Raw genomic sequence first — 26,581 nt, forward strand, 5'->3', positions numbered from 1 at the left:
TATGCCTTAGTGAATAACTACCTAAATCAGTGATCTATAAGGGCATGTTGGAACGACATGCCCTCAGACGACATTACAGCGACTTCACAAACGCCAGCAGATCTTCGTTGAGCTGGTCCTGGTGGGTCAGCGCGAAGCCGTGCGGCGCGTTGTCGTACACCTTCAGCGTGGCGTTTTTGATCATCTCCGCCGCCAGCTTGCCGGTGGTTTCAAACGGCACGATCTGGTCGTTGCTGCCGTGGATCACCAGCGTCGGCACGTCGATTTTCGCCATATCCGGGCGGAAGTCGGTTTCGCCGAAGGCGGTCACGCAGTCGATGGTGCCCTTCAGGGACGCCAGCAGGGCGATGTTCAGCGTCTGGGTCAGGGCACCCGCGGAAACGGTCTGCCCGGCGTTGGTGCCGTAGAACGGGGTGGCGAAGTCGCTGATGAACTGAGCGCGATCTTTACGCAGTCCGTCGCGAATGCCGTCGAACACGCTTTGATCCACGCCCTGCGGGAAGGAGTCGGATTTGCCGAAGATTGGCGTCACCGCGCCCAGCAGCGCCAGACCGGCCACGCGCGCGCTGCCGTAGTTGTTGATGTAGCGGGTCACGTCGCCGCCGCCCATGGAGAAGCCCACCAGCGTCACGTCGCGCAGGTCCAGGGTGACGATCAGGTCGTTAATGTCGGACGCAAAGGTGTCATAGTCGTAACCGTTCCACGGCTGATCCGAGCGGCCAAAGCCGCGGCGGTCAAAGGCGATAGCGCGGAAGCCGCGCTCGGCCAGGTAGTTCAGCTGGCTGTCCCACATGTCGCCGTCCAGCGGCCAGCCGTGGCTGAAGAGAACCGGTTTGCCCGCGCCGCCTTCTTTGTAGTAAATCTGCGTGCCGTCTTTTGCCTTAAACGTTGCCATAGTGTGTTCCTGTGCAGGTGATGGTTAGGGTTATACCGGCGCGACCAGGTAGCGAATAGCCGGTGATGTTGTGCCCTGATGAAAAGCCAGAACGCGGCTCTGCAGCAGGAGGTCATTCATGGTGTGGCGCTCCTGCTGGCGCAGATGCTCAATCCAGGAGCCCATCAGGAAGGTCTCGATAAACAGGCCGGGACGTTCAATATCCTCGTACACTGCCCAGCTCATCGCCCCGGCGCGGCGGCGCACCCGGCGCAGCTCGTGGACCGCCTCCAGGAAGGCTTTCGCGTTGTGCGGGTCGATGATGTACTCGTGCGAGACCAGCACCGGGCCGCGCTCGTTCGGCAGGTCGATCTCCACGCCGTCCAGCGGCTGGCCGCTCAGGTCGAGGTTTAATTCCGGGTCTTTCTCCAGCTTCCAGCGGAACACGGTAGCGCTCGCCAGCACCATCCCCAGCGTGGCGACTACCAGCGAGGTCGGCGTGCCGAACTGGGAAGCGATCTGCCCCCAGATGGCGCTGCCCGTGGTCATCGAGCCGAAGAATACCGTCAGGTAGACCGCCAGCGCCCGGGCCTTCACCCAGCGGGCGGCGCTGCGCTGTGCGCCGAGGTTGAGGGTGGAGAGCACCGCAATCCACGCGAATCCGGTGAAGAACTCAAACAGGTTCAGCAGCCAGACGTGGCGCACAAACGCCAGCGCCAGCATGGTGAGGGCAAAGACCAGGCTCGCGGCGACCATCAGGCGGTCGGCGTTCAGCCGCTGGCGCAGGCGCGGCAGCAGGATCGCCCCGGCAATGGCCCCCAGGCCAATGCACGCCAGCATCACGCCGTAGCCCGCCGGACCTAAGCCCAGCTCGCGGCGCGCCACCAGCGGCAGCAGCGCCCAGCCCGCGCTGCCGAAAACGAAGAAGGCCACCGTGCGCACCAGCACGTTGCGCAGCACCGGCGCGGCGTGTACGTAACGGATGCCAGAGCGCACCGCCGAGAAGAAGTGCTCCGGCGGCAGACGCTGCACTGTCGGTGCGGGACGCCAGCGCCACAGCACCCACGCCACGCCGACCACGGAAAGCGCGTTCAGGGCAAACACCATCCACGGCCCGGCGAGCGACAGCAGAAAACCGCCCAGCGCGGGGCCAATCGCCCGGCTAATGTTCACCCCGAGCGAGTTCAGCGCCACGGCGGCGCCCAGCTCCGGCTTGCTCACCAGATCGGGCACCACGGCCTGGAACGGCGGCGAGCTCATCGCCGCACCCACGCTCAGCAGAAACGTCGCCACCAGCAGCACGGCGGGGGTGACGTGTCCGGTGAAGGAGAGCACCGTTAGCCCGGCGGCGGCGATGAACACCCATAATTGAGAGAAGAGCAGGTATTTACGTCGGTCAACGATGTCCGCCATCACCCCGGACGGCAGGGCGAAGAGGAACATCGGCAGGCTGCTGGCCGCCTGCACCAGCGCGATATCTAAAGGATCGGCGCTCAGGGTCAGCATGCTCCAGTTGATGCCGACGTCGCTCATCCATGAGCCGACGTTAGAGACCACCGTGGCGATCCACAGCATGCGGAACACCGGCTGGCTCAGCGGCTGCCAGGGTGAAACCGTCGGTGCGGGCGTCGTCTCGACGTGTGCGTCGCGAACGTCGTTAACCTGGGTCATGCGAACCTCTCCGTTGCCTTACGCTGCAGCCGCCGCTGGCCCGGCCCGGTGAGGGCAAGGGTGGTGAAGATAATCAGCAGCAGCCAGCCAAACTGCCCTTCGGCAATCGACCAGTTCGGGTGCACCGCCAGCATCGCCACAAGCAGCACGGCGATAATCGGCAGGCACGCCAGGCGGGTGTACACGCCCGCAATGATAAATAGCGGGCAGATCGCCTCGGCGACGATCGCCGGGATCAGGCTCGCGTACGGCCCTAAGCCGAACGGATCTTCAATGCGCGTCAGCTCTTCGCTGAAGTGCAGCACCTTCGGCAGGCCGTGCACGTAGAGCAGCAGCAGGCTGCCGGTCAGGCGCAGGAAGAACAGCCCCAGGTCGACCCGGGGCGGCATAGTGGTGTTTTTCATCAGAATGCAAAGCAGCTGCAGCCCAGCGCCCCCCAGAAAGCGTTATCGTCGGACACCGGCATCGCTGACGTGCGGGCGAAATCATGCTGGTGGCTGTGAACCCCGCACGGGCCGCTGCAGTGGTGAACGGCGCTCATGCCCACGCGTGCGGCCTGCGGCGGCGCGCTGCGGTAGTGGCCCGGCACCTTCACCACCGGGGACCACTCGGGCAGAACCGGAATGGCAGGCGGGGCGAGCGGGCCAAAGCTGCCTGCGGCGTAGACGATGTCGCCGTTCACCACCGTGAGAACGGACTCGATCCCCTTGATCTCCTCTTCCGGCACGCGGAAGTAGTCTTTGCTCAGCACGGCCAGGTCCGCGAGCTGGCCGACCTTGATCTGCCCCTTCTGGTTCTGCTCGCTGGAGAACCACGCGCTGCCCTGGGTCCAGAGCATCAGGGCGGTGTCGCGATCCAGACGGGCGCTGTGATCGTACATCTGCATCCCGCCGACGGTGCGGCCGGAGACCAGCCAGTAGAGCGCGGTCCACGGGTTGTAGCTCGCCACGCGGGTGGCATCGGTGCCTAAGCCCACCGGCACGCCGGTCTCGAGCATTTTTGCCACCGGCGGCGTGTGGCGGGTGGCTTCGATACCGTAGCGCTCGGCAAAGTATTCCCCCTGGAAGGCCATGCGGTGCTGCACGGCAATGCCGCCGCCCAGTTCTTTGATGCGGTCGATGTTGGCCTGCGACACGGTTTCGGCGTGGTCGAAGAACCAGTGCAGGCCGTTGAACGGAATGTCGCGGTTCACCTTCTCGAACACGTCCAGCATGCGGCTGATGGACTCGTTATAGGTGGCGTGCAGGCGGAACGGCCAGCGGTGCTCCACCAGATGGCGCACCACGCGCTCCAGCTCGTCCTCCATGCCCGGCGCGAGGTCAGGGCGCGGTTCGAGGAAGTCTTCAAAATCGGCGGCGGAGAAGACCAGCATCTCGCCCGCGCCGTTGTGGCGGAAGAAGTCGCTGCCCTGGCCCGGCGTGAGCATGTCGGTCCATTTTTCAAAGTCTTCCAGCTCGTGGCCCGGACGCTGGGTAAAGAGGTTGTAGGCGATGCGGATGGTCATCTGCTTTTTCTCGTGCAGCTCGGCGATCACCTCGTAATCTTCCGGGTAGTTCTGAAAGCCGCCGCCCGCGTCGATGGCGCTGGTCAGCCCCAGACGGTTCAGCTCGCGCATGAACTGGCGCGTGGAGTTGACCTGCTGCTCCAGCGGCAGCTTCGGTCCTTTTGCCAGCGTGGCGTAGAGGATCATGGCGTTCGGACGGGCAATCAGCATCCCGGTCGGGTTGCCGTTGGCGTCGCGCTGGATCTCCCCGCCCGGCGGGTTTGGCGTGTCTTTGGTGTAGCCGACCACCTTCAGCGCGGCGCGGTTGAGCAGGGCGCGGTCGTACAGGTGCAGGATGAAGACCGGGGTGTCCGGCGCGGCGTCGTTGATCTCGTCCAGGGTTGGCATGCGGCGCTCGGCAAACTGGAACTCGCTCCAGCCGCCCACCACGCGAACCCACTGGGGCGACGGCGTGCGCAGGGCCTGCTCTTTCAGCATCCGCAGGGCATCGGCCAGCGACGGCACGCCTTCCCAGCGCAGCTCGAGGTTGTAGTTCAGCCCGCCGCGAATCAGGTGCAGGTGCGAGTCGTTGAGACCGGGGATAGCGGTGTGGCCTTTTAAGTCGACCACTTTGGTGCCGTCGCCGTGGTGTTGCATCACCCCGGCGACGGTACCCACTTCCAGGAATTTCCCGTCGCGCACGGCAACGGCTTCCGCGACGGGGTTCTCGCGATCGACGGTGTGAAACTGGCCGTTAACCAGAATGAGATCAGCTTTACCGAGGGTAACCATAATAGCTCCAGACTAAGAGGGGAATGGTCAGGATTATGGGAACCGGTTTCGGCAAAGATCCAGTTATACAATAGGATAGGTATACCAAAGTATAACTATACCTAAGGTTAACTATACGAAGAGATAATTACGCCCAGGCGCGATAAACCGCAGGATGAGGGGGACTTTATCGCCGTGGCGATCGCGGCGATTTCTACCCTTAACCACTGGAAAATGCTATGACCTCTTCAAAGCTCGAAGTGCTGACCCCTGCGAACTGTCAGATCATCTTTATCGATCACCAGCCACAGATGGCGTTTGGCGTGCAGTCCATTGACCGCCAGGTGCTGAAAAACAACACCGTGGCGCTGGCGAAAGCGGCCAACGTGTTCAACATCCCGACCATCATCACCACCGTTGAGACCGAAAGCTTCTCCGGTAACACCTATCCGGAGCTGCTGGACGTGTTCCCGGGCCAGGACATTCTGGAGCGTACCTCCATGAACTCATGGGACGACCAGAAGGTGCGTGACGCGCTGAAGGCCAACGGCAAGAAGAAGGTGGTGGTTGCCGGTCTGTGGACCGAAGTGTGCAACAACAGCTTCGCCCTGTGCGCGATGCTGGAAGGCGACTACGAAATTTATATGGTGGCGGACGCGTCCGGCGGCACCTCCAAAGAAGCCCACGACTTCGCGATGCAGCGCATGATCCAGGCGGGCGTGATCCCGGTCACCTGGCAGCAGGTGATGCTGGAGTGGCAGCGCGACTGGGCGCGTAAAGAGACCTACACCGCGGTGATGGATATCGTGCGCGAGCACTCCGGCGCGTACGGCATGGGCGTGGATTACGCCTACACCATGGTGCACAAAGCGCCGTCTCGCCAGAAGAGCGAGCACCGCACCTTAGCGCCGGTCCCGGCTCGCTAAGTTCCCTCGGCGGGCTGGCCCCTCATCCGGCTCGCCGCTGCCTCTTTCTCTGGAGTTCACAATGAGTACTGGGCTGATATCCCTTGCCGCAGGCGTGTTGATTGGCCTGATGTACGCCGTGCTGAAGGTGCGCTCCCCCGCGCCGCCCGCGCTGGCGCTGATTGGCCTGCTGGGGATGCTGGCGGGTGAACAGGCGACGCGCCATCTCTTATCCCGCGACGGCGCGCCCCCGCCTCAGGTGACCGTTCCGCAGGCCAACTCGCAGACGGGAGCGTCGTCATGAAAGCGTGGATAATTTCGCTGGTGTGCGGCGTGGGTGCTGGGGTAATTTACGCTCTGCTCAACGTCCATTCCCCGGCACCGCCGGTTGTCGCCCTGCTTGGCCTGTTTGGCATGCTGGTGGGCGAACAGCTCATCCCGGTGGGACGACGTTTATTGAGTCGCGAACCGCTTACCCTCGCCTGGTTTCGTCACGAATGCGTACCGAAAATCAGCGGCACGGCGCCCCCTGCGCCCGCGAAGGACCCTCGCGACGTTAAATGACTGGTGAGAGGAAAAACAGCATGACGCTGCCGTGGCGCATTGCCATCATTGATGACGAACGTTCCGTCCGCAGCGGGTTGAGTAATCTCCTGGAGTCGGAGGGCTATTCAACCGATACCTTTGATTCGGCAGAGGTATTTCTGAGCCATCCGCTTGCCCTGTCCGGCGCGGCGCTGGTGATCACCGATATCAAGCTGCGGGGCATGAGCGGCCTGGAGCTGTTTGACAAGCTGCGGCTGCTGGCCGTCCCCCCTCCGCCCGTGATCTTTATCTCCGGTCATGCTGATGAAAATATGCAGCGGTATGCTCTTAATCTGGGCGCCGCTGCTTTTTTGCGTAAGCCCATTAACATCGATATTCTGCTGGATCATATTCAGCGGGAGCTGGCCCGCCGACAATAAGGAACGCGGATGAACGAACACGAGCAGCCTGCATTCTGGCCCGCCCAGGGAAATCTTCACCAGGGGCGGGTTTTTGTCCTTAAAGAGGATGTGATGTTTACCGTGCTGGCGCAGGAGGGCGGTATCGCCTGGATGCACGCGCGACATCCTCATTCCGGCGGCTCGTTCATTATCGCCACCGCGGTCAGCGACGAAGAGGAAGAGCGGGCCACCCGGCTGCTGAAAAACGAGTTTGCGCTGCGTGACGTGCTGCAGGACAGCTGGGCCATTCGCGCCGTCGCGTCCACCCAGTACCGGGGACGCTTCGCGCTGGTGTACGCCCCGTTTGCGTTTGAGCTGCTGGCGCGGCGCGCGGGCAGGGCGATCTCGGGGATCGCGCGCTTTATCGAGCTGGCGATCCAGATCTGCGCCCCCCTGCGCCAGATGCACCTGCAAAACCTGATCCACGGCGATATCAAGCCCGGCAGCATTTTTATTCATCACGATGCCACCTGCCGTCTGGGCAGCTTTGGCCTCTCCTGCACGCTCTCCGATGCTTTCTCCCAGACCCGGCTTGCCGTTTCAGGCGGTACGCCCGCCTGGATGTCGCCGGAACACACCTCCCGCACCCGGCGACCCGTTGATAACCGCAGCGATCTCTACAGCCTCGGCATGGTGCTGTATGAACTTCTGACCGGCCGCCTGCCGTTTGAGCTGGGGGAGGACGACCAGACCAACTGGGCGCATTACCACATTGCCTCGGCGCCGCTGGCCCCGGATGCGATACGCCCGGACGTGCCGGGTATGCTGTCGACCATCATCCTCAAGCTGCTGGAAAAGCACCCCGATAACCGCTACCAGACGGTCGACGGGCTGATTGCCGACCTCCGCCGCTGCCAGGCGACGCTGAGCGGTGAGGGCGAGATCGTCGCCTTTACCCCCGGCCAGCAGGATCGCACCCCGGCGATCCATCTGGCGGACTCCCTGTTCGCGACGCATCCGCAGGCGAACGACGTCATTGCCGCGTTTGAGCGGGTGGGGCAGAACCGGGTGCCGGAGCTGATAACGATCGCCGGGCCGTCAGGGATCGGCAAATCCTCAATTATCGCGACGGCGCTCAAAACGCTGCAGCAGCGGACGGTGCTGCTGGCGGTGGGCAAAGTCGATCAGTTTTCGCCGTCTTTGCCCTACGGCGCATTAAGCTCCGCGTTCCGCACCCTGACGCTGCACCTGCTGGGGCTGCCGGCAGACGAGGTGGCGAAGTGGAAAATCCGCCTGTCTCGCGCCCTGGAGGGGCACGAGGCGCTGGCCGTGAGTCTGGTGCCCGAGCTGGGCCTGCTGCTCGAGAGCAAGCCGCGCTTCTCGGCGGATACGTTTTCCATTGATGCCCGGGCGCGCTTCAGCCATATGGTGCTGGCGCTGGTGAAAACTTTTGCCTCGCAGGGCTGCCCGCTGGTGCTGGTGCTCGACGATCTCCAGTGGAGCGACGCCGCCAGCCTGCAAACGCTCAACTACCTGCTGGCGAACTGCGGCGCGATCCCGCTGCTGGTGGTGGTCGCTCACCGCGATATCGATTCCTTGTCCGACCCCGCACTGCAACAGCAGCTGACGAGCCTGCCGGAGGCGGCGCAAAATGCGAGCGAAATTGTCCCGCAGGCGCTTTCCGTGAAAGCGGTGGCGCGCTGGCTGGCGACGGTCTTTCGCACCCGCAGTACGGCGACGACCGACCTCGCCACGCTAATCCATCAAAAAACCGGGGGCAACCCGCTCTTTGTACACGAGTTTTTCCGCCGCATTGTTGATGACGGCCTGGTGGTGCACAACAAATATCAGGACAAGTGGCACTACGATCTGCAGGCGATCCGCGCCCGGCATTACACTGAAAACGTCGTGACTCTGGTGCTGGAGCAGCTTGAAGAGCTGCCCGACGAGACGCGCCGCCTGCTGGGCAGCATCGCCTGCCTCGGCGGCACGGGCGAGATGGAAATGATCTGCCGCGTGGTCGGCATGTCGATGGCGGAATTGCGCTATGCGCTGCACCCGGTGGTGATGGCCCAGCTCATCGTGCTGACGGAAAAAAAGTACGCCTTCACCCACGACCGGGTGCAGGAGGCGGCCTTTGCGCTGCTGGATCGGCATGAGAAAAGCCATATTCACCTGACGACCGCCAGCCTGCTGGCCGATGCCGCGCGTCAGGCGGCGGGGAACGAGCTGCTGTTCCGCGCCGTTCACCACGTCACGGCCGCGCTGGACAGCGTCCAGCCCGCGCCGCAGCGGCAGATGTTCCGCGAGCTGAGCCTGCTGGCCGCGCGACGCGCGAAGCGTTCGGGGGATTACCCATCGGCGCTCAGCTATATCCAGACCGCCCGAGCGCTGGGCAACGCCGGGACGGTGTCAGACTTTATGCTCGATATCGAAGAGGCGGGCTGCGAGTTTGCGCTCGGCCATCTGGAGCGGACCCGCGAGCTGTGCGATGCGATCCTTGGCTGCCCCGGCGGGCTGACCGAAAAAGCGCTGGCGGCCAACCTGCTGGTGGAAGTCTACATTCGCCAGTCGGACAGTCGACTGGCGCTGGAGGCGGCGCTCTGCTGGCTGGGGATTTTTGGGATCCAGATCGGCCGCCACCCGGAGGACGCCGACTGCGACGAGGCCTGGGAACGCTTCTGCAACCGCACGGGCGACGCGCCGCAAACCCTTTTTGCCCCGCTCTCGCGGATGGATAATCCGGAAACCGAAGCGGTGATGAACCTGCTCTACAGCGCCAGCATTTGCGCCAGCTTCATCTGCCCGCGTCTGCACTTTTTACTGCTCTGCCGCATGATGCACCTGACCCTCGATCACGGCATTACCGGCGCCTCCACCACGGCGATGGCCTGGTTTGGCGTGCTGATGGGCCACCGCTACGCCGAGTACCGCCTCGGGTTCCAGTACGGCACGCTGGCCCGCGAGCTGGTCAATCGCCACGGCTACGACGCGTTCGAAGCCAAAACCCTGCTGCCGCTCGACCAGCTCAGCGTCTGGACCCAGCCTTTATCGTTTACCATCGAGTGCGCGAAAGCCTGCTTTACCTCGGCGGTGACCCACGGGGATATGACGATGGCCTGCTTTGCGGCCTGCCACCAGGTTATTAACTTCCTCTCGCGGGGCGATCACCTGGACGGGGTGCTGACCAGCATCGATCGCGGCCTGGCGTTCGTGCGTAAAACCCACTTCCAGGATGTGGAAACCATTTTGATGGTCCAGCGCGGCTACGTTGAGTTTTTGTGCACGCCGGTCATCGGCACCTGGACCGCGTCGCAGGTGCTGCCCGAGGCGCTGCTGCCCGCGTCCCCGGAGCAGGCGCCGGAGCAGACCTCCACCATGCTGTTCTGGTACTGGCTCTACCGCGGCATGGCGCACTTTACCTGCGGCGAATATGCCGACGCGCAGGCGGATCTGGAGACGGCGGGGTGGTACGCGTGGTCTGCGCCGGGCCACATCCATCTGCTGGATTACCATCTCTACAGCGCCCTGGCGCTTTCCCGTCAGCTGACGCCGGAGACCTTCTCGGCGAATCATCGCCGCAGCATTCACGCCCACTACGACAAAATCGCCCTCTGGGCACGCATCAATCCCGGCACGTTCGCGGATAAAGAGGCGCTGATCTACGCCGAAATCGTGCGTCTGGACGGGATGAACAGCATTGCGCTTGAGCAGTATGAGAAGGCGGTCCGGCTCTCCCGCGAGGGCGGCTTTAACCCCATTAACGCCCTGGCCCACGAGCTGGCGGGGCGCTTCGCGCTGGCCTGCGGCTACCCGACCGCCTCGGACGCACATTTCCGCGGCGCAATTGCCGCCTGGGGTCGGGCGGGCGCGCAGGCGAAGGTGTGCCAGCTGGAGCAGGATTTCCCGCACCTGCTGGCCTCCGGGCAGGCCAGCGCCTACGACACGGTGGCGTTCGCCCAGAACGAGACGATCCGCGATCTGCAAAGCGTCATCAAAGCCTCCCGCGCGCTGTCGGAAGAGATCAATCTCGAGCGCTTAATCGAAAATCTGATGACTATCCTGCTCGAACGCGCCGGGGCGCAGCGCGGCCTGCTGCTTCGCGTGAGCGATAACCTCATCCCGGAGATCGAGGCCAGCGCCTGGACCAGCACCGAAGGCGTGCGGGTGCGGATCCTGAAAGACGTGCCGACGGTGACCGACATGCCCCTGTCGGTGCTCGCGGCGGTGATCCGCACCGGGCAGGAGATCCGCACCGGCAGACCGGAAGAGTTCCATCCCTTCAGTCAGGACCCTTATCTGGTGACCTCGGGGGCGGCGGTCATGTGCGTCCCGATGTTCAAACAGGCGCGGCTGGTGGGGGTGCTTTACCTGGAAAACCGCCTGATGCCGGAGGTTTTCACTGCCGAGCATTCGCGGGTGGTGAGCCTGCTGGGGGCGCAGGCCGCGGTATCCCTGGAGACGGCGCGGCTGTACGCCGAGCTGCTGGCGGAGAACATCCAGCGCCGCCGGGTGGAAAAAGAGCTGCGCGCCAGCCAGACCTCGCTGATGCTGGGCGAGCAGATCAGCCACACCGGCAGCTGGCGCTGGGAGCTGGAGCAGGATCTGATGTTTGTCTCGGAGGAGTACGCCCGCATCCTCGGCCTGCCCGAGCAGCAAAAGACGATCTCCATGGCGGAGTTTTTGACCTTCGTTCATGAGGACGATTACGCCCGCATCAGCGCCATCGTCACCCAGAGCGTGCGGGAAGGGCTCTCGATGCGCGCGGAGTTTCGGGTTAAGCGTACCGACGGCTCAACGCGCTATATCCTCGGGATTGGCGATCCGGTGGGCGTGGGCAGCGAGGTGAACGAGTACTACGGCATCATTACCGATATCACCAGCCAGCGCGCCGCGGAGGATGCCATGCGGGTGGCGCAGGCGGAACTGGCGCGGGTGTCGCGGGCCACCACCGTCGGACAGTTAACCTCCTCTATCGCCCACGAGATCAACCAGCCGCTGATGTCCATCGTTTCTAACGCCGGGGCGAGCCTGCGCTGGCTTAACCGCGAACCCGCCCGGCTGGATAAAGTGCGGGAAGGGCTGGAGGAGATCGCCGCGGAAGGCGCGCGGGCGGGGGAGATCATTCGCAGCATTCAGTCCCTGACGCGCAAGCAGGAGCCCACCTTCGCGCGCATCGATCTGCACTATCTGATCCACCATATCATCACGCTTTCGCGCAGCGAGCTGGAGCAGCGACACATTAGCGTTGATTATCTGTTGAAGGCGCAGGACAGCTTTATCACTGGCGATAGCGTGCAGATCCAGCAGGTGCTGCTCAACCTGGTGATGAATGCGGTGGAGGCGATGGCCGAGGTGAAGGATCGCGCCTGTACCATCACCCTCAGCACCGGCAACGCGGACGGAAAAGTGCTCGTTGAGATCGCCGATACCGGGAGCGGCATTGAGCCCGGGCGGCTGGAGCAGATTTTTGACTCGTTCTACTCCACCAAGCCACAGGGGATGGGGATGGGGCTGACCATCAGCGCCAGCATCATCGAGCGCCACTGCGGGAAGCTGAGCGCGCGCCGCCGGGAGCCTTACGGCACGGTGTTCGCGTTTGCGCTGCCGCTGGCGGCGCAGGAAGGGTAAAGGTTACTCCGCGGGCTGGCTTTTGGTCAGGCGCTCAACGGCCCTGACCAGCTCGGCAACCGAGCGCACCTGCATTTTCTCCATCACGCGGCGACGGTGCACCTTCACCGTGATCTCGCTGACGCCCAGTTCGGCGGCAATTTGCTTGTTCAGCATGCCGCTTATCGCCAGCGTGAGCACCTCGTGTTCGCGCGGCGTGAGGGAGAGATGGCGCTGCTTCAGGGCGTAGCGCTCTTTATTGCGCTCGGCATTGTTTTCCGCCAGCTGTAACGCGGACTCAATGGCGTCGATCAGCGCGTTTGATTCGACGGGCTTAGTGAGAAATTCGTACGCGCCGCCTTTGATGGCGCGCACCGACATCGGGATAGTGCCGTGGCCGGTGAGAAAAATAATCGGGATCTCTCGCCCGCTGTCCTTGAGGGCGTCCGCCACGTCAAAACCTGAAATGGCGGGCATTTGCATATCGAGGATCACGCACGACGGCAGATCCTCAAAACGATGCTGAAGAAACGCCTCTGCCGATGAAAACCCCATGGCGTCTAAATCCGCAGATTCCAGCAGGCCGAGAACGGACTGCCTGACCGCGTCGTCGTCGTCAACCACATACACAATGTGTTCCATTCACTGCCCCGGTGCTGAGTTAACTGTCGAGAATATAAACACGTCTCTTCACGTAAGAGACTGTTTCTGCTGACTTTCATCTTAACACATTAAATATCATTATCATTTAACAATATGATAACCGTATGAAGAGGAAGTATAGCGAGTCGTTGCCGATTGGTGTGCGGTTTGCCCGGGTCGTCTTCATCATTGTCTTCGCGCTTTGTCTCTGAGGACTTTACCCCGTAAAACAGGCTACACTCTGGTTTTGAGCGCTAAATGCTGAGGACATAACAATGCACTACACACTGAAAGAGAGCGACAAGGAAAAAGCGGAAGGGTCAAACGGCGCGGGCGCTCTGCAGCAAAAACTGCTGGAGTCTCGTTCGATTGTGATCTCCGGTGAGATTAACCAGGAGCTGGCGCAGAAAGTGATCACCCAGATGATCCTGCTGCAAAGCGTCAGCAACGATCCGATCAAGCTGTACATCAACAGCCAGGGCGGCCACGTGGAAGCGGGCGATACCATTCACGACTTCATCAAATTCATCCGCCCGGACGTGCACGTCATCGGCACCGGCTGGGTGGCGAGCGCCGGGATCACCATCTTCCTGGCCGCGAAAAAAGAGCACCGCTACTCGCTGCCAAATACCCGCTTTATGATCCACCAGCCGCTGGGCGGCGTGCGCGGTCAGGCGACGGATATTGAGATCGAAGCGCGCGAGATCATCCGCATGCTGGATCGCGTGAACAAGCTGATCGCTGACGCCACCGGCCAGCCGCTGGAGAAAGTGAAAAAAGACACCGACCGCAACTTCTGGATGTCACCGGCGGAAGCGCTGGACTACGGTATCGTGGGTAAACTGATTACCCATTATGACGAGCTGAAGCTGGATTAAGGTTTTATCGCCGTGTTGTGTCGGGTGGCGGCTTCGCCTTACCCGACCTACGCGTGCTGGTTTGACCCATGACAAGTTCCCCCTCTGCCTTCTTGCCTATAATCGCGCCTGTTTCCCCTCTCACTGGTGCTACCCATGGCGTATCAACTGAACCTGAACTGGCCGGAATTTCTTGAGAAATACTGGCAAAAACAACCCGTAGTGCTGAAAAATGCCTTCCCGAATTTTGTCGACCCGATTACTCCGGACGAGCTGGCAGGCCTGGCGATGGAGCCGGAAGTCGATAGCCGTCTGGTGAGCCATTTCAACGGCAAATGGCAGGCCAGCAATGGTCCGTTTGAGCACTTTGACGATCTGGGCGAAACCGGCTGGTCGCTGCTGGCGCAGGCGGTGAACCACTGGCATATGCCCGCCGCGGAGCTGGTGCGTCCGTTCCGCGTCCTGCCGGACTGGCGTTTGGATGACCTGATGATCTCCTTCTCGGTGCCGGGCGGCGGCGTGGGTCCGCATATCGATCAGTACGACGTGTTTATCATTCAGGGGATGGGTAGCCGCCGCTGGCGCGTGGGCGACAAGCTGCCGATGCGTCAGTTCTGCCCGCACCCGGCGCTGCTGCATGTTGATCCGTTCGAGCCGATCATCGACGAAGATCTGGCCCCGGGCGATATCCTCTACATTCCGCCAGGATTCCCGCACGACGGCTTTACCCATGAAACGGCGCTCAACTACTCCGTCGGTTTCCGCGGGCCGAACGGTCGCGATCTGATCAGCAGCTTCGCCGACTACGCGCTGGAAAACGATCTGGGCGGCGAGCACTACAGCGATCCGGATCTGACCTGCCGCGAACACCCGGGCCGCGTGGAGCAGTACGAGCTCGATCGCATTCGTCAGATGATGATCGACATGATCGGCAAGCCGGATGATTTCACAAAATGGTTTGGCAGCTTTGTCTCCACGCCGCGTCACGAGCTGGATATCGCCGCCGCCGAGCCGCCGTATTCCGCAGAAGAGGTGCTGGATGCGCTGCAAGGGGGCGAAACGCTGTCTCGCCTGAGCGGGCTGCGCGTGCTGAACATCAACGGCAGCTTCTTTATTAACAGCGAACAGCTGGAAACGGCGGATGTGAACGGGGCGGACGCGCTGTGCCGCTACACCGAACTCGGTCAGGCCGAGCTGGGCGATGCGCTGAAAAACCCGGCGTTTGTGGACGAGCTGACCGGTTTGATTAACCAGGGGTACTGGTACTTCGACGAGTAGTGCTGCCTGTTGCCCGGTGGCGCTGCGCTTACCGGGCCTACAACGGCAAGAACGTAGGCCGGGTAAGGCGAAGCCGCCACCCGGCAAAACACTACTCCTCCATCGCAATCACAATCGCTTCACCCATTTTCTTCAACGCCTCGCGATTTTTCTCCGTCGGCGGCAGCGCCACGTTGATCCGCAGACAGTTGCGGTACTTCCCGGAGGCGGAAAACAGCGACCCGGCCGCGGCCTGGATCTTCAGCCGACACAGCTGCTTGCTGACGCACACCATGTCGACCTTCTCCGGCAGCTCCACCCACAGCAGGAAGCTGCCCTGGGGGCGCGTGACGCAAATCTCTGCCGGAAAATACTGCCGCACCCAGCAGGTATAGGTCTCCATATTCTGCTGGTAAATCTGGCGCATACGGCGCACGTGGCGATGGTAATGCCCGTCGCGAATAAACGCCGCTACCGCCATCTGCGTGCCCGGCACGTTAAACCCGCCCGCGGCGTATTTCATGTGCATCACCCGGTCGTAATAGCGCCCCGGCACAATCCAGCCGACGCGCAGGCCCGGCGCCACGGTTTTGGTAAACGAGCTGCAGAGGATCACGCGGCCGTCGATATCCATCGAATGAATGGTGCGCGGACGCGGGTACTCCGCCGCCAGCTCGCCGTAAATGTCATCCTCCACGATCACGATATCGTGCCGCTGGGCCAGGGCTAAAACCTGTTTTTTCCGTGCTTCCGGCATGATAAACCCGAGCGGGTTATTGCAGTTGGGCACCAGGATCACCGCCTTGATCGGCCACTGCTCCAGCGCCAGCTCTAACGCCTCGATGCTGATCCCGGTTTCGGGATCGGTGGGAATTTCAATCGCCTTGATGTCAAACCCGCGCAGCATCTGCATGGTGCCGTGAAACGACGGCGACTCCACCGCCACGATGTCTCCCGGTTTGCACACCGACAGCAGGGCGATCGACAGCGCGCCGTGGCAGCCGTTGGTGATGACAATCTCGTTCGCTGCAACGGTGGAGCCACCGTCCAGCATCAGACGCGCGATCTGCTCGCGCAGCTCCAGGCGGCCGTCAAGCACGTCATAGCTCAGCATCTCGGCAGGATTATGCTGCGCGATGCGGCTCATCTCGCGCCACAGCGGCTTCAGGCTAGGCTGGTTAATATCCGGCGAGCCGCCGCCAAACGAAATCATCTCTTTGTCGGCGCGGGCGTCCAGCAGCATCATCACCTCATCCCACTGGGTGACGTCCACGGGGCGCTGCACCGGGCGCGTCATGGCCGGAACCGGCGGCTGGGCTTTGCGTTTAGAGACAAAATAGCCGGAGCGCGGCTGAGGCGTGATCAGCTGGAGGTTTTCGAGGATTTGATAGGCCTGCTGTATGGTGCTGATGCTCACGCCGTGCTCCTGGCTCAGCGTGCGTATCGACGGCAGACGTTCGCCGCTGCGATACAGCCCTTGTTCAATGCGTTCTGCCAGAAGGTTGGCGAGATGTTGATAGCGCGTCATGCTGTATCCTTTGTTTTCACCATACAGATTGTAAAACCAGTACAGATTGCCGTAAAAAACGGCATGCAGATACTGTTTTAGCGGATCTGTATGGTAAACAAAAGGTGTTTTTGAGTCTGTATTGCACTGGCCGATTTCCAGGATGATAACCCCACTGGTACAGTGAGGAGAGCATCATGGAATTCTACGAGAATCGTTCAAAACGTCCGTTCGTCGTGTTTGTCTGGATCGGCAAAACGATCTGCAACTGGTATCGCATCAACCGTACCCGCCGCATATTGAGCCAGATGAGCGACGAGCAGCTCAGGGATGTCGGGTTATCGCGGCATGATGTATGAGCCACATCATCGCCCGGTGGCGCTACGCTTACCGGGCCTACGGGATCGAGTAGGCCGGGTAAGGCGCAGCCGCCACCCGGCGATGTTCAGCGCAACAGCTCAAACGTCTGCCGCTTTGGCCTTTCCAGCAGCTCAACCGCCTCCTGATACGACCGCACGTTGTTATAGCCCATCACCAGCCCGTAGCGTTTGCCCGACCCGCGATACCACTCCGAAAGCGCATTGACCTGCAGCTGCTGTTCCTGCCAGCAGCGCGCCACTTCCCGGTCACGGCTTCCTTTGGTCAGGAACGCCACGATATGCATCCCACCGTCGTTCTGCTCGGTGAAAAACAGGTCGCCATACACCTCGCGCAGGGCGGCAATCATCCAGTCGCGGCGGGTCTGATACAGCGCGCGCATTTTTTTCAGGTGCCGGAAAAAATGTCCTTCGTTGAGAAACGCGGTGAGGATCTTTTGCGTCAGCACCGGCTGGCCGCTGGTGGTGATGTCCGCGCAGTCGGTAAAGGCGCCGACGGTGCTGGCGGGCATCACCACGTAGCCCATGCGCAGCGACGGCATGATAGTTTTACTGAAGGTACCCATAAAAATCACCCGGTCGTGCCGATCGAGGCTTTTCAGCGATGGCAGCACCTTGCGGGTGTAGTGAAACTCTCCGTCATAATCGTCTTCGATAATCCACGCCTCGTTCTGGCTGGCCCAGTCGAGCAGCTGCTGTTTACGCGGCAGGGAGAGGGTGACCGCCAGCGGGCTCTGGTGCGACGGGGTGACGATGGCAAAACGGGCGTCGCGATGGTGACGAAGCAGGTATTCCGTGTCGATGCCGCTGCGATCGACCGGCACCGTGTGCAGCCGCGGCACGATCCGCTTGAGCAGCTGCTGACCCATAAAGTAGCCCGGATCCTCAAACACCACCTTGTCGCTGCGGCTGGCAAGGGTGTCGAGGATCAGCCGCAGGCTGCCGCTGTAGCCGCTGGTGATCAGCACCTGTTCGGCGCTGCAGGACAGCCCGCGCGAGATGTTGAGATAGCGGGCGATGGCCTGGCGCAGCGGATACCAGCCCAGAACAGGCGGATTGAGCATCTCCTCCTGACGCATGGCGCGCGTCGCCTGGCCCGCCAGCAGCAGCCATTTTTTATACGGAAAGCTGTCGAGGGCCGGGATGCCGGGGCGCAGAAACCCCGCTCGCTCGCGCTGGCTGATGAGCGATGCCGGAAGCGTACCGGTGGGCTGTTCCGCAGGGGCAGCTTTATCCGGCAACAGTAAATCCGGGTTGACCCGCGTGCCGCGCGCCCCCTGGCTCACCAGATACCCTTCACCCGTCAGAATGGCATAGGCCGTTTCGACGGTTTTACGCGCCACCTTCAGCTCTTCCGCCAGCACGCGGATGGCGGGTACCTTATCGCCCGGCTTCAGCACGCCGCGCGAGATGTTGTCGCGATAGCGGGAATAAATCTCGTGATAGCCCGGCTTCATGTCCTACCTCATTTCACGCTTTTTGTATCTTTTTACTATGTCATGAACGGCGTAGATTTGCCGCATCGCACGGCACATGCCGCACAAAAAGAGGAAAGACAATGAGCACTCGCGTCAACCACCATAAAGTTACACCTGCCCTCGCCAACGCCCTGTCCGCCCTGAGCATGGAGGTGGCAAAAACCTCCATTGACCCGGCGCTGAAGCACCTGATCGACATTCGCGTGTCGCAGCTGAACGGCTGCACCTTCTGCCTGGATATGCACTCGAAAGAGGCCAAAATTGCCGGCGAGCGCGAGCTGCGCCTGTACCATCTTGCGGCCTGGCGCGAGTCCCCGCTGTTCAGCGCCCGTGAGAAAGCCGCGCTGGCCTTCACCGAAGCGCTGACCCAGATTGGCGTTCACGGCGTGAGCGACGCGCTGTACCGCAGCGTGGCGGAGCACTTCTCGGACGTTGAGATTTCAGAGCTGAACTTCGCCATCGTGGCGATCAACGCCTGGAACCGTCTGGGGATAACCTCCCGCATGGCGCCCGGCTCGCTGGACGCGGCTTACGGGCTGAATAAGGCTAACCTGGAATAATCCCGCGCTCGCGGATCATCGCCACCAGCGCCCGCAGTCCCGGCGGAACGTGGCGATGGCCGGGGTAATACAGGCGCAGCCCGGCAAACGGCTGCGCCCAGTCGTTTAAGACGCTCACCAGCTCACCGCTTTTCAGCTCGTCCTGAATATAGAGTTCCGGTAAAAATCCCACCCCTAACCCCGCTTTTACGGCGCGGATCGAGGCAAAGAGATCGGACGTCGCAAAGCGCGGCGGCACGGCAAGCGCGTACGTTTCACCCCGACGCGCCAGCTCCCAGCGGTAGATCCCGCCGTGGGCCATGCGCATGCCGATCCCCTGGTACTGCAGCAGATCGTCCGGCGTTTGCGGAGTGCCGTGACGGGCAAAATAGTCCGGCGTGGCGGTGACAAGCTGGCGGATATCGCCGGTTAGCGGCACGGCGATCATGTCCTGCGGGACGGACTCTTCGAGACGGATCCCCGCGTCATAGCCTTCCGCGACGATGTCGATCATCCTCGCTTCGCTTACCGTTTCCACGCGCATCTTCGGGTAGCGGATCATAAAGTCGATCAGCAGCTGGTCCAGAAACAGGGTGCCGATATGGTTTGGCACGTTCAGACGCAGCGTGCCGGCGGGTTCCCCTGTTTCGCTGTGGATCTCCTCCCCGGCGAGACGGATCTCCTGCAACGCCGGGCCGATACGCGCCACGTAGCGCTGTCCGGCGTCGGTGAGCGCCACGCTGCGGGTGGTGCGGTTAAAGAGGCGGGTATCAAGGCGGCTCTCCAGCCCGGCGATGGCGTTGCTCACCGCCGTGGCGGACATCCCAAGCTCCTGCGCCGCACCGCGAAAGCTGCCGCGCCGCACGACGGCCATCACCACTTCCAGCTCTGTCAGACCTGAACGATGCATAGATTATCCTGAAAATCGAAACAACCCTTGCAGCATAGCGTGGATTATCGCAACGGAGAAGCCGTGTCAGACTGAGCCCATACAGCCTGAGGAGGGTTATATGCACACCATCGAACAGATTTTTATCAACGGCGAATTTGTTACCCCGCACGGCACCGAGTGGTTTGATTTGTACAACCCGGCGACGGCGCAGGTCATCGGCCAGGTTCGCCTGGCGGATGAGGTTGACGCAGAGCGCGCCATTGCGGCGGCGAAAGCGGCGTTTCCGGCGTGGTCGCAGACGTCAAAGCAGGAGCGCATCGCGGCGCTGAAACGCATGTATGCCGCCGTGGCCGCCCGCCAAGACGATCTGCTGGAAGCGGTCATTGAAGAGTACGGCGCGCCCGCCTCGCGCTCGGCGTGGATGGCCAGCTATCCGGCAGAGGTGATTGCCCAGGCCATTGAGGCGCTGGAGGCGTTTGAGTTCAAGACAACCGCAGGTGCAGCGACGGTACAGATGACGCCGCTTGGGGTGGCCGGGCTGATTACGCCGTGGAACAGCGACGCGGGGTTTATCTGCGGCAAGCTGGCGGCCGCGCTGGCGGCGGGCTGTACGGCGGTCATCAAGCCGAGCGAAATGAGCGCCCTGCAAACGCAGATCGTGACCGAAGCGCTGCGCGATGCCGCGCTGCCGCCGGGCGTGTTTAACATCGTCACCGGACGCGGCGACACGGTGGGGGAGACCATTAGCCGCCATCCGGACGTGGCAAAAATCTCGTTTACCGGCTCCACGAATACCGGCAAGGCGATCCTGCGCAACGCTGCGGAGAGCTTTAAGCGCGTTACGCTGGAGTTAGGCGGTAAATCGCCGACGATCCTGTTGGATGATGTGGATCTGGCGCAGGCGATCCCGCTGGTGATTCAGGCCGGGTTTATGAACAGCGGGCAGGCGTGCGTGGCCGGAACGCGCATTCTGGTGCCGCAGGCGCGTAAGGCGGAGATCGAAACCGCGCTGGCGCAGGCCGTGGCGGCGGTGAAATCCGGGGACCCGCGCAATAGCGTGACGGACGTCGGCCCGATGGTCAGCGAAAAGCAGTGGCTGCGGGTGCAGGGCTATATCCGTAAAGGACTCGACGAGGGGGCACACCTGCTGGCGGGTGGTGAAGGGCGACCTGACGGGACGCGGGACGGCTGGTTTGTGCGTCCGACGCTGTTTGCCGACGTGAACAACCAGATGACCATTGCCCGCGACGAGATTTTCGGCCCGGTGCTGTGCGCGATCCCCTATCGTGACGAGGCGGAGGCTGTCGCTATTGCCAACGACACAGAATACGGACTGAGCGCGATGGTGCTGGGCGGCGATGTGGACCGCGCGCGACGCGTGGCGCAACAGATTGTTTCCGGTCGCGTGCTGGTGAACACGCTTGCCCATGAACCGAAAGCGCCATTCGGCGGGTTTAAGCACTCCGGCGTGGGGCGCGAGATGGGCGAGTGGGGGATCCGGGCGTTTATGGAGCCGAGGTCGATTCTGGGGTAAACCCTGCCCGGTGGCGCTACGCTTACCGGGCCTACATGAGCCCGTAGGCCGGATAAGCGCAGCGCCATCCGGCACAATACTTCGCTCCTTACCGAAGCATTGTGTTTTCCCATCCAGCATTCTCTCCTCACCCTCACAACGGAGAGACACCCATGATTGCAGTCCTTTTTGAAGCCAAAGCGGAGCCTCATCATCAGGCGCGCTACCTGCAGCTTGCCGCCGAACTCAAGCCTTTGCTGGCGGACATCGACGGCTTTATTGATATCGAACGTTTTCAGAGCCTGACCACCGACGGCAAAATCCTGTCCCTTTCCTGGTGGCGGGATGAAGAGGCCATCCTCCGCTGGAAGCAGAACGTATTTCACCAGGCGGCGCAGGCCGAAGGGCAGGCGTCGATTTTTTCTTTCTACCGTATTCGGGTAGCGCAGGTCCTGCGGGAATATACCTCTGAAACCGGAGGGCATGCCGATGTATGACGTTCACCCCATTCTGCTGACGGATGATGATAAGCTGGCCGCTGAGATCACTGAACCCTGGGCGACGAATGCTAAAGACGAGCTTACCCCCCGATAACAACGCGGCGCTGGAGCTGGCCATTGCCGCGGTGGCGGCTGCAATGGCCGATCCGTCGCGCGTGAAGATGCTCTGTGCGCTAATGGACGGGCGGGCGTGGACGGCCACCGAACTGAGCGCGGCGGCAGATGTCGCGCCGTCGACCGCCAGCGGGCATCTTGCCCGGCTGGTTGAAGGGCAGCTGATTACCTGCCTGTCGCAAGGGCGGCATCGCTATTATCGCCTGGCCGGGCACGACGTGGCGGCGCTGGTGGAGCAGATGATGGGGCTTTCCTGGAGCCGCATTACCCCGCCGGAAACTACCGCGCCGAAAGCCATGCGGGAAGCCCGGACCTGCTACGACCATCTTGCCGGTACGGTGGCAGTACAAATCTATGATTTCATGCAGGCGGAAGGCTGGCTGGAGGCTGACGGTTCAGCGTTGACCCTGCATGGCCGGGAGCAGTTCCTGACGCTCGGCATGTCGTTAAGCGCGCATCCGCGTCGGAAGGCCTGCTGCGCCTGTCTGGACTGGAGCGAGCGGCGGTTTCACCTTGGAGGCGAAGCCGGCGCGGCGCTGCTCGCCCATCTGGAGCGTGAAGGCTGGTTCCAGCGGGTGGCGGGGTATCGGGAGGTGGTGGTGACGGCTGCAGGAAAGGCTGCTGTTAAGAGGCTTTTTAGCTACTAAAAACGCCCGGTGGCGCTGCGCTTACCGGGCCTACGTGTATATCGCCTCCAGTAACATCGCTTTCGCAATTCCTGCGCTTTTACCTCTCGTTTCTTGATACTTACCCTGATAACTATTATCTTGGCCGCGTGTGACGAGAGGTTCCCCCCATGAGTGAAGAAGAACTGTTCTGCCGCAGGCCGATGGGCATGCGGATGGCAATGATCGTGCGCCAGTGGCGTGCGGTGATCGACGATGCCATTCTCGATACCGGGTTAACCCAGTCGAGCTGGACGGTGATGATGCAGCTTCATCAGCTCGGGGATAACGTCTCGATGAGTGAGCTGGCGGAGGTGCAGGGTATTGAACTGCCGCCGCTGATGCGCACGCTTACACAGCTGGAAAAGCAGGGTTACCTGCTGCGCACCGTATCACCTTATGACAAGCGCATCCGGCTTCTGACGCTGACGCCTGAGGGGAAAGCCATATTAAAAAGGCTCACTCAGGTGATTGAGACATATCAGGCGCGCGTATCGCAAAACATCGCGCCGGAACATATCGACATTTTCAGCGCCACCCTGAATCAAATCGCCTGCAATTTGCGGTCAATCCGCGAAGAAGATAACAAGACCGAAAAATAATGACTCCTGAACAAAAGTTTGCCCGCTGGGTAAGGGTGAGTATTGCCTCTTTCCTGCTGATGTTTGTCTACTTTATCGTCGCGGATATCTGGATCCCGCTGACGCCGGACTCCACCGTGATGCGCGTGGTGACGCCGGTTTCTCCGCGCGTCTCAGGCTACGTGGCGGCGGTACATGTCCATAACAACAGCCAGGTGAAGAGAGGCGATCTGCTGTTTGAGCTCGACGACACGCCGTTTCGCAATAAAGTGGAAGCGGCGCAAATCGCGCTTGAGCAGGCACGCCTTTCTAACGAACAGCTGGATGCGCAGATCGCCGCCGCGCAGGCCAGCCTGAAAACCGCCGTGCTGACCGCGCGTAACGACAAAGTGACCTTTGATCGCTACCAGAAGCTGAGCACCCTGCAGAACGTTTCACAGGCGGATCTGGATAAGGTCCGCACCACATGGCAGAGCAGCGAGCAGTCCGTCAGTTCCATTCAGGCCAACATCCATAACCTGCGTATTCAGCGCGGCGAGCGGGACGAGCACCGCAACGTGACGCTGCAAAAATACCGCAACGCGCTGGATGACGCGGAGCTGAACCTCGGCTGGACGAAAGTTTACGCAGAAGCGGACGGCACGGTGAGTAACTTACAGTTAAGCCCAGGCTTTTACGCTTCGTCCGGCTCAGCCGCGCTGGCGCTGGTGAACAACCAGACCGATATCGTCGCCGATTTCCGCGAGAAGAGCCTGCGTCATACCCATCAGGGCACCGACGCCGCCGTGGTGTTTGACGCCTTCCCGGGACAGGTGTTCCGCGCCCATGTGACCAGCAGCGACGCGGGGATACTGGCAGGTCAGGAGGCCGTGAACGGCCAGCTCTCCGAGCCGGAAACCTCCAACCGCTGGGTGCGCGACGCCCAACGCATGCGCATTCACATCGCGCTGGACGAGGCGCTGCCGAAGCATCTACCGACCGGCGCACGCGCTACCGTGCAGCTCTACAACAGCGAGGGGCCGTTTGCGCGCTTCTTCTCCGGGATGCAGATCCACCTGGTGAGCCTGCTTCACTATGTCTATTAGCACCCTGGCGCGGGTGTTTACCCCGCACGGCAACATCGTCTACACGGCAAACGACTTTCGCCAGACCCTGCGTATCGTCTTTGCCGGGATGATTGCGCTCAGTATCTCCAGCTTCTACAACACCAGCTACGGCGTCTTTTTCGTGGTCTACCCGATCATGCTGCTGTCGCTGGTGCCGGTATTTAACCGCCACGTGGCGAAGCAGTTTATCTTCAGCGCCGCGTTAAACTGCGTTGAAATGGTCTTCATCATCGGCTATTTGTCGCAATGGCCGGTGATCATGACGCTGGTGGTGTTTGCCCTGTACGTCATGCGTTTTCGCTTTATGAGCAAGGGGCCGCTGTTCCTGTTCGGCTCAATGGGCGTGGTGTGTCAGAGCGTGATGCTCAACTTTATGAGCTACCCCACGACCAACTGGCACACGCTGCTGTTTTCTAACATCGAAGCGAGTGTGATGGCGGTGTGCCTGAGCGCGCTGATGAACTACCTCCTGCCGGATGTGGAGCCCCGCAAGCCGCCGCCGCTGATTGAGAAAGACGGCGCCCGCGTGCGCCACGAATCGCTGCTCTCCGGCACCGTCGCGACGCTGATTTTCGTGGTGTTCCAGATTAGCGACTTAAGCGATTCGCTTTCGGCGCTGATGGCGGGAATTTTGATTCTGTTCCCCATGCACTACCGCGGTTCGGTGATGAGCTCTATCTGGCGCGTGGTCGGTGTGGTGCTGGGCTGTCTCTACATTCTGGTGGTGCAGCTGATCCTCTACGATCACAGCAGCCATATGCTATTGATGATGCCCCTGATCGGCCTTGGGCTGGCGTTTGGCGCGCGCCTGCACGTGATGGAGAAGGTGGGCGCGGGGGTGGGGTTTTCCAGCATCACGACCATCGGCATTATGTTCGGGCAGAACATGCATCCGGACACTGACCTGGTGTTCAGCGATCTGTACCGCATCACCTCCGTCACCTTTTCGCTGGTCGCAACGCTGACGATGGTCTTCCTGGTGCACCTGATCCTCAACCGCTTCGAGGCGACGCGCTACGTCATCGCGCCGCCCAAAGCGGATTAATGCCCCAGCACGGCGGGCAGTTGCGAGAGTAAGAACAGGATCAGGCCAATCGTCCCGCCTACCAGCGTACCGTTGACGCGGATAAACTGCAGATCTTTACCGATGTTAAGCTCAATCTGGCGTGACATGTCTTTGGCGTCCCAGCTTTTGACCGTGTCGCTGATGTGGCGCGTCAGGAACGCGGCGAAATCCGGCGCCAGGCGGTGCGCGGCCTGCTCCAGATGCTCGTTCAGCGACGCCCGCAGGCTGGCGTCATTAGACAGCGTTTCGCCAAACCACAGCCCGGCGTTGGCGATGCGCTGCTTCACGCGCGAATCTTCACTTTGCATATCCGCTTTCAGCCACTGGCGCAGGTCGGCCCACATCTCCCCCAGATAGCGGTTAAACGCCTCGTCGTTTTTCAGGTAGTGCTTGATGTTGTCGGCTTTCGCCGCCATCTCCGGATCGTTTTTCAGGTTGTCGATAAGCTTGATCGTGGCGCGGTCAAACGCCTGGCGGATCTGGTGCGTACGGTCGTGGCTGATATCGTCCAGCAGCGTATTCACCGCGTTCGACACCATCTCCGCGCTTTGGTCGCCCAGCCACTCGGTGGGCAGCACCATCGCTTTGCGCGGATGTTCGGTCTTCAGCCAGTGGACTATCTGGTCAGAGATAAACTCTCGCGTGCTCTCCCGCTGAATCAGGGTAATCAGACGGTTGATGATGGCGTCCAGCAGCACCTGGTGGCGGTTGTTTTTGGTCATGCTCTCCAGCATCACGGCGCTGGTTTCGGTGAGATCGACCTTGTCGATGGCCTTATGCACCGCCCGTTTGAGCAGACGCTGAATGCGCCCGTCGTCGGTGAGTTCCAGAAAACCGCTCATCACCTGCATTAAGTGCAGCCCGACGCGCTGGGCGTTGTCGGGCTTGCTGAACCAGTCGCCGATCATCTGGGCAGGTTCATAGCGGCGAATCAACGCGACCAGCGATTGCGTGTCGAGAAACTTCTCCTGGACGAACTGGCCGAGATTGTCGCCGATTCGGTCTTTATTACGCGGGATAATCGCCGTATGGCGCGAGATAAACGGAATGGGCACCCGGCGGAACAGTGCAACCACGGCAAACCAGTCTGCCAGCGCGCCGACCATCGCCGCCTCGGCAATGGCCTTCACGCCGCGCACCCAGAAGGTCTGCGGCAGGAACAGGGTGGTGATAAACGCTGCGGCGGCAATCAGCAGCAGCGACAGCGCGAGAAGCTTGGCGCGTTTGAGTTCGGCTATTTTTTCCAT

At 61.6% G+C, this 26,581-nt stretch carries 24 protein-coding genes; 15 read left to right on the forward strand and 9 right to left on the reverse strand.

The window, feature by feature from the left end:
* Positions 1–73 precede the first annotated feature (73 nt).
* From N2K86_RS02610 to N2K86_RS02625, 4 genes are read right to left on the reverse strand one after another with little or no spacing between them, the layout of a single operon-like run.
* Positions 74–895, reverse strand: a complete 822-nt coding sequence (locus N2K86_RS02610) for an alpha/beta fold hydrolase (RefSeq protein ID WP_260660364.1) — start codon at positions 893–895, stop codon at positions 74–76.
* 30 nt (positions 896–925) lie between these two features.
* Positions 926–2,545 (reverse strand): MFS transporter, encoded by a 1,620-nt coding sequence (locus N2K86_RS02615; protein WP_260660365.1) that lies wholly within the window; start codon positions 2,543–2,545, stop codon positions 926–928.
* Positions 2,542–2,949: a DoxX family protein gene (locus tag N2K86_RS02620; RefSeq protein WP_260660366.1), complete on the reverse strand. Its 408-nt coding sequence runs from the start codon at positions 2,947–2,949 to the stop codon at positions 2,542–2,544. The genes N2K86_RS02615 and N2K86_RS02620 overlap by 4 nt, the downstream gene beginning before the upstream one ends.
* Complete coding sequence (locus N2K86_RS02625; RefSeq protein WP_260660367.1) at positions 2,949–4,820, reverse strand: amidohydrolase; 1,872 nt, start codon at positions 4,818–4,820, stop codon at positions 2,949–2,951. The genes N2K86_RS02620 and N2K86_RS02625 overlap by 1 nt, the downstream gene beginning before the upstream one ends.
* 218 nt (positions 4,821–5,038) lie before the next feature.
* Here N2K86_RS02625 and N2K86_RS02630 point away from each other — a divergent pair, with 218 nt between their 5' ends.
* From N2K86_RS02630 to N2K86_RS02650, 5 genes are all read left to right on the forward strand, one after another.
* Positions 5,039–5,725, forward strand: a complete 687-nt coding sequence (locus N2K86_RS02630; protein ID WP_148386835.1) for a hydrolase — start codon at positions 5,039–5,041, stop codon at positions 5,723–5,725.
* A gap of 61 nt (positions 5,726–5,786) precedes the next feature.
* Entirely contained in the window at positions 5,787–6,008 is a 222-nt protein-coding gene (locus tag N2K86_RS02635; protein ID WP_023618601.1) for a DUF1427 family protein, read from the forward strand.
* The gene (locus N2K86_RS02640) at positions 6,005–6,268 is read left to right on the forward strand and encodes a XapX domain-containing protein (RefSeq protein ID WP_260660368.1); all 264 of its coding nucleotides are present in this window, start codon (positions 6,005–6,007) and stop codon (positions 6,266–6,268) included. The genes N2K86_RS02635 and N2K86_RS02640 overlap by 4 nt, the downstream gene beginning before the upstream one ends.
* 20 nt (positions 6,269–6,288) lie before the next feature.
* Positions 6,289–6,669: a response regulator transcription factor gene (locus tag N2K86_RS02645; protein ID WP_260660369.1), complete on the forward strand. Its 381-nt coding sequence runs from the start codon at positions 6,289–6,291 to the stop codon at positions 6,667–6,669.
* 9 nt (positions 6,670–6,678) lie between these two features.
* Positions 6,679–12,261 carry an ATP-binding sensor histidine kinase gene (locus N2K86_RS02650; protein ID WP_260660370.1) on the forward strand — a complete coding sequence of 1,861 codons (5,583 nt, stop codon included), beginning with the start codon at positions 6,679–6,681 and terminating at the stop codon, positions 12,259–12,261.
* 3 nt (positions 12,262–12,264) lie between these two features.
* On the opposite strand, the gene N2K86_RS02655 is transcribed toward N2K86_RS02650, so the two are convergent.
* Positions 12,265–12,882 (reverse strand): response regulator transcription factor, encoded by a 618-nt coding sequence (locus N2K86_RS02655; protein WP_260660371.1) that lies wholly within the window; start codon positions 12,880–12,882, stop codon positions 12,265–12,267.
* Between the two features lie 275 nt (positions 12,883–13,157).
* Between N2K86_RS02655 and N2K86_RS02660 the strand changes: the two genes are divergently transcribed.
* The gene (locus N2K86_RS02660) at positions 13,158–13,760 is read left to right on the forward strand and encodes an ATP-dependent Clp protease proteolytic subunit (protein ID WP_260660372.1); all 603 of its coding nucleotides are present in this window, start codon (positions 13,158–13,160) and stop codon (positions 13,758–13,760) included.
* Between the two features lie 135 nt (positions 13,761–13,895).
* Entirely contained in the window at positions 13,896–15,017 is a 1,122-nt protein-coding gene (locus N2K86_RS02665) for a ribosomal protein uL16 3-hydroxylase (protein ID WP_260660373.1), read from the forward strand.
* Positions 15,018–15,108: 91 nt separating this feature from the next.
* On the opposite strand, the gene N2K86_RS02670 is transcribed toward N2K86_RS02665, so the two are convergent.
* Positions 15,109–16,524 carry an aminotransferase-like domain-containing protein gene (locus tag N2K86_RS02670; RefSeq protein ID WP_260660374.1) on the reverse strand — a complete coding sequence of 472 codons (1,416 nt, stop codon included), beginning with the start codon at positions 16,522–16,524 and terminating at the stop codon, positions 15,109–15,111.
* Between the two features lie 176 nt (positions 16,525–16,700).
* On the opposite strand from N2K86_RS02670, the gene N2K86_RS02675 reads away from it, so the two are divergent.
* Positions 16,701–16,862, forward strand: coding sequence for a DUF1127 domain-containing protein (locus N2K86_RS02675; protein WP_260660375.1), 162 nt, complete (start codon positions 16,701–16,703; stop codon positions 16,860–16,862).
* 86 nt (positions 16,863–16,948) lie between these two features.
* Here the strand turns inward: N2K86_RS02675 and pdxR are convergent, their stop codons facing one another.
* On the reverse strand, positions 16,949–18,337 hold the full coding sequence (gene pdxR, locus N2K86_RS02680; RefSeq protein WP_260660376.1) for a MocR-like pyridoxine biosynthesis transcription factor PdxR: 1,389 nt from the start codon (positions 18,335–18,337) through the stop codon (positions 16,949–16,951).
* Positions 18,338–18,438: 101 nt separating this feature from the next.
* Here pdxR and N2K86_RS02685 point away from each other — a divergent pair, with 101 nt between their 5' ends.
* Positions 18,439–18,918, forward strand: a complete 480-nt coding sequence (locus N2K86_RS02685) for a carboxymuconolactone decarboxylase family protein (protein WP_014882392.1) — start codon at positions 18,439–18,441, stop codon at positions 18,916–18,918.
* Here N2K86_RS02685 and N2K86_RS02690 read toward each other — a convergent pair.
* Positions 18,905–19,807, reverse strand: coding sequence for a LysR family transcriptional regulator (locus tag N2K86_RS02690; RefSeq protein ID WP_260660377.1), 903 nt, complete (start codon positions 19,805–19,807; stop codon positions 18,905–18,907). The genes N2K86_RS02685 and N2K86_RS02690 overlap by 14 nt on opposite strands.
* Positions 19,808–19,907: 100 nt before the next feature.
* On the opposite strand from N2K86_RS02690, the gene N2K86_RS02695 reads away from it, so the two are divergent.
* The 6 genes from N2K86_RS02695 to N2K86_RS02720 all read left to right on the forward strand — a co-directional run bounded on the left by N2K86_RS02695 (position 19,908) and on the right by N2K86_RS02720 (position 25,313).
* On the forward strand, positions 19,908–21,323 hold the full coding sequence (locus N2K86_RS02695; protein WP_260660378.1) for an aldehyde dehydrogenase family protein: 1,416 nt from the start codon (positions 19,908–19,910) through the stop codon (positions 21,321–21,323).
* 152 nt (positions 21,324–21,475) lie between these two features.
* The gene (locus tag N2K86_RS02700) at positions 21,476–21,799 is read left to right on the forward strand and encodes an antibiotic biosynthesis monooxygenase family protein (protein WP_260660379.1); all 324 of its coding nucleotides are present in this window, start codon (positions 21,476–21,478) and stop codon (positions 21,797–21,799) included.
* Positions 21,800–21,867: 68 nt separating this feature from the next.
* Complete coding sequence (locus N2K86_RS02705; RefSeq protein ID WP_260660380.1) at positions 21,868–22,563, forward strand: ArsR/SmtB family transcription factor; 696 nt, start codon at positions 21,868–21,870, stop codon at positions 22,561–22,563.
* Positions 22,564–22,712: 149 nt separating this feature from the next.
* Positions 22,713–23,183: a MarR family winged helix-turn-helix transcriptional regulator gene (locus N2K86_RS02710; RefSeq protein ID WP_221551627.1), complete on the forward strand. Its 471-nt coding sequence runs from the start codon at positions 22,713–22,715 to the stop codon at positions 23,181–23,183.
* The gene (locus tag N2K86_RS02715; RefSeq protein ID WP_260661621.1) at positions 23,180–24,247 is read left to right on the forward strand and encodes an HlyD family secretion protein; all 1,068 of its coding nucleotides are present in this window, start codon (positions 23,180–23,182) and stop codon (positions 24,245–24,247) included. Before N2K86_RS02710 ends, N2K86_RS02715 begins: the two co-directional genes overlap by 4 nt.
* Positions 24,237–25,313 carry a DUF2955 domain-containing protein gene (locus tag N2K86_RS02720; protein ID WP_260660381.1) on the forward strand — a complete coding sequence of 359 codons (1,077 nt, stop codon included), beginning with the start codon at positions 24,237–24,239 and terminating at the stop codon, positions 25,311–25,313. The genes N2K86_RS02715 and N2K86_RS02720 overlap by 11 nt, the downstream gene beginning before the upstream one ends.
* Here the strand turns inward: N2K86_RS02720 and N2K86_RS02725 are convergent.
* Positions 25,310–26,581 (reverse strand): DUF445 domain-containing protein, encoded by a 1,272-nt coding sequence (locus N2K86_RS02725; protein ID WP_260660382.1) that lies wholly within the window; start codon positions 26,579–26,581, stop codon positions 25,310–25,312. The two genes, N2K86_RS02720 and N2K86_RS02725, sit on opposite strands and share 4 nt — an antisense overlap.

This window comes from Enterobacter mori (assembly GCF_025244905.1).
Classification (GTDB): Bacteria; Pseudomonadota; Gammaproteobacteria; order Enterobacterales; family Enterobacteriaceae; genus Enterobacter; species Enterobacter mori_A.

Excerpts from the sequence above, each read along its gene's own strand:
- N2K86_RS02610 (WP_260660364.1), bottom strand. The coding sequence starts at position 895 with ATGGCAACGTTTAAGGCAAAAGACGGCACGCAGATTTACTACAAAGAA.
- N2K86_RS02615 (WP_260660365.1), bottom strand. The coding sequence starts at position 2,545 with ATGACCCAGGTTAACGACGTTCGCGACGCACACGTCGAGACGACGCCC.
- N2K86_RS02620 (WP_260660366.1), bottom strand. The coding sequence starts at position 2,949 with ATGAAAAACACCACTATGCCGCCCCGGGTCGACCTGGGGCTGTTCTTC.
- N2K86_RS02625 (WP_260660367.1), bottom strand. The coding sequence starts at position 4,820 with ATGGTTACCCTCGGTAAAGCTGATCTCATTCTGGTTAACGGCCAGTTT.
- N2K86_RS02630 (WP_148386835.1), top strand. The coding sequence starts at position 5,039 with ATGACCTCTTCAAAGCTCGAAGTGCTGACCCCTGCGAACTGTCAGATC.
- N2K86_RS02635 (WP_023618601.1), top strand. The coding sequence starts at position 5,787 with ATGAGTACTGGGCTGATATCCCTTGCCGCAGGCGTGTTGATTGGCCTG.
- N2K86_RS02640 (WP_260660368.1), top strand. The coding sequence starts at position 6,005 with ATGAAAGCGTGGATAATTTCGCTGGTGTGCGGCGTGGGTGCTGGGGTA.
- N2K86_RS02645 (WP_260660369.1), top strand. The coding sequence starts at position 6,289 with ATGACGCTGCCGTGGCGCATTGCCATCATTGATGACGAACGTTCCGTC.
- N2K86_RS02650 (WP_260660370.1), top strand. The coding sequence starts at position 6,679 with ATGAACGAACACGAGCAGCCTGCATTCTGGCCCGCCCAGGGAAATCTT.
- N2K86_RS02655 (WP_260660371.1), bottom strand. The coding sequence starts at position 12,882 with ATGGAACACATTGTGTATGTGGTTGACGACGACGACGCGGTCAGGCAG.
- N2K86_RS02660 (WP_260660372.1), top strand. The coding sequence starts at position 13,158 with ATGCACTACACACTGAAAGAGAGCGACAAGGAAAAAGCGGAAGGGTCA.
- N2K86_RS02665 (WP_260660373.1), top strand. The coding sequence starts at position 13,896 with ATGGCGTATCAACTGAACCTGAACTGGCCGGAATTTCTTGAGAAATAC.
- N2K86_RS02670 (WP_260660374.1), bottom strand. The coding sequence starts at position 16,524 with ATGACGCGCTATCAACATCTCGCCAACCTTCTGGCAGAACGCATTGAA.
- N2K86_RS02675 (WP_260660375.1), top strand. The coding sequence starts at position 16,701 with ATGGAATTCTACGAGAATCGTTCAAAACGTCCGTTCGTCGTGTTTGTC.
- pdxR (WP_260660376.1), bottom strand. The coding sequence starts at position 18,337 with ATGAAGCCGGGCTATCACGAGATTTATTCCCGCTATCGCGACAACATC.
- N2K86_RS02685 (WP_014882392.1), top strand. The coding sequence starts at position 18,439 with ATGAGCACTCGCGTCAACCACCATAAAGTTACACCTGCCCTCGCCAAC.
- N2K86_RS02690 (WP_260660377.1), bottom strand. The coding sequence starts at position 19,807 with ATGCATCGTTCAGGTCTGACAGAGCTGGAAGTGGTGATGGCCGTCGTG.
- N2K86_RS02695 (WP_260660378.1), top strand. The coding sequence starts at position 19,908 with ATGCACACCATCGAACAGATTTTTATCAACGGCGAATTTGTTACCCCG.
- N2K86_RS02700 (WP_260660379.1), top strand. The coding sequence starts at position 21,476 with ATGATTGCAGTCCTTTTTGAAGCCAAAGCGGAGCCTCATCATCAGGCG.
- N2K86_RS02705 (WP_260660380.1), top strand. The coding sequence starts at position 21,868 with ATGCTAAAGACGAGCTTACCCCCCGATAACAACGCGGCGCTGGAGCTG.
- N2K86_RS02710 (WP_221551627.1), top strand. The coding sequence starts at position 22,713 with ATGAGTGAAGAAGAACTGTTCTGCCGCAGGCCGATGGGCATGCGGATG.
- N2K86_RS02720 (WP_260660381.1), top strand. The coding sequence starts at position 24,237 with ATGTCTATTAGCACCCTGGCGCGGGTGTTTACCCCGCACGGCAACATC.
- N2K86_RS02725 (WP_260660382.1), bottom strand. The coding sequence starts at position 26,581 with ATGGAAAAAATAGCCGAACTCAAACGCGCCAAGCTTCTCGCGCTGTCG.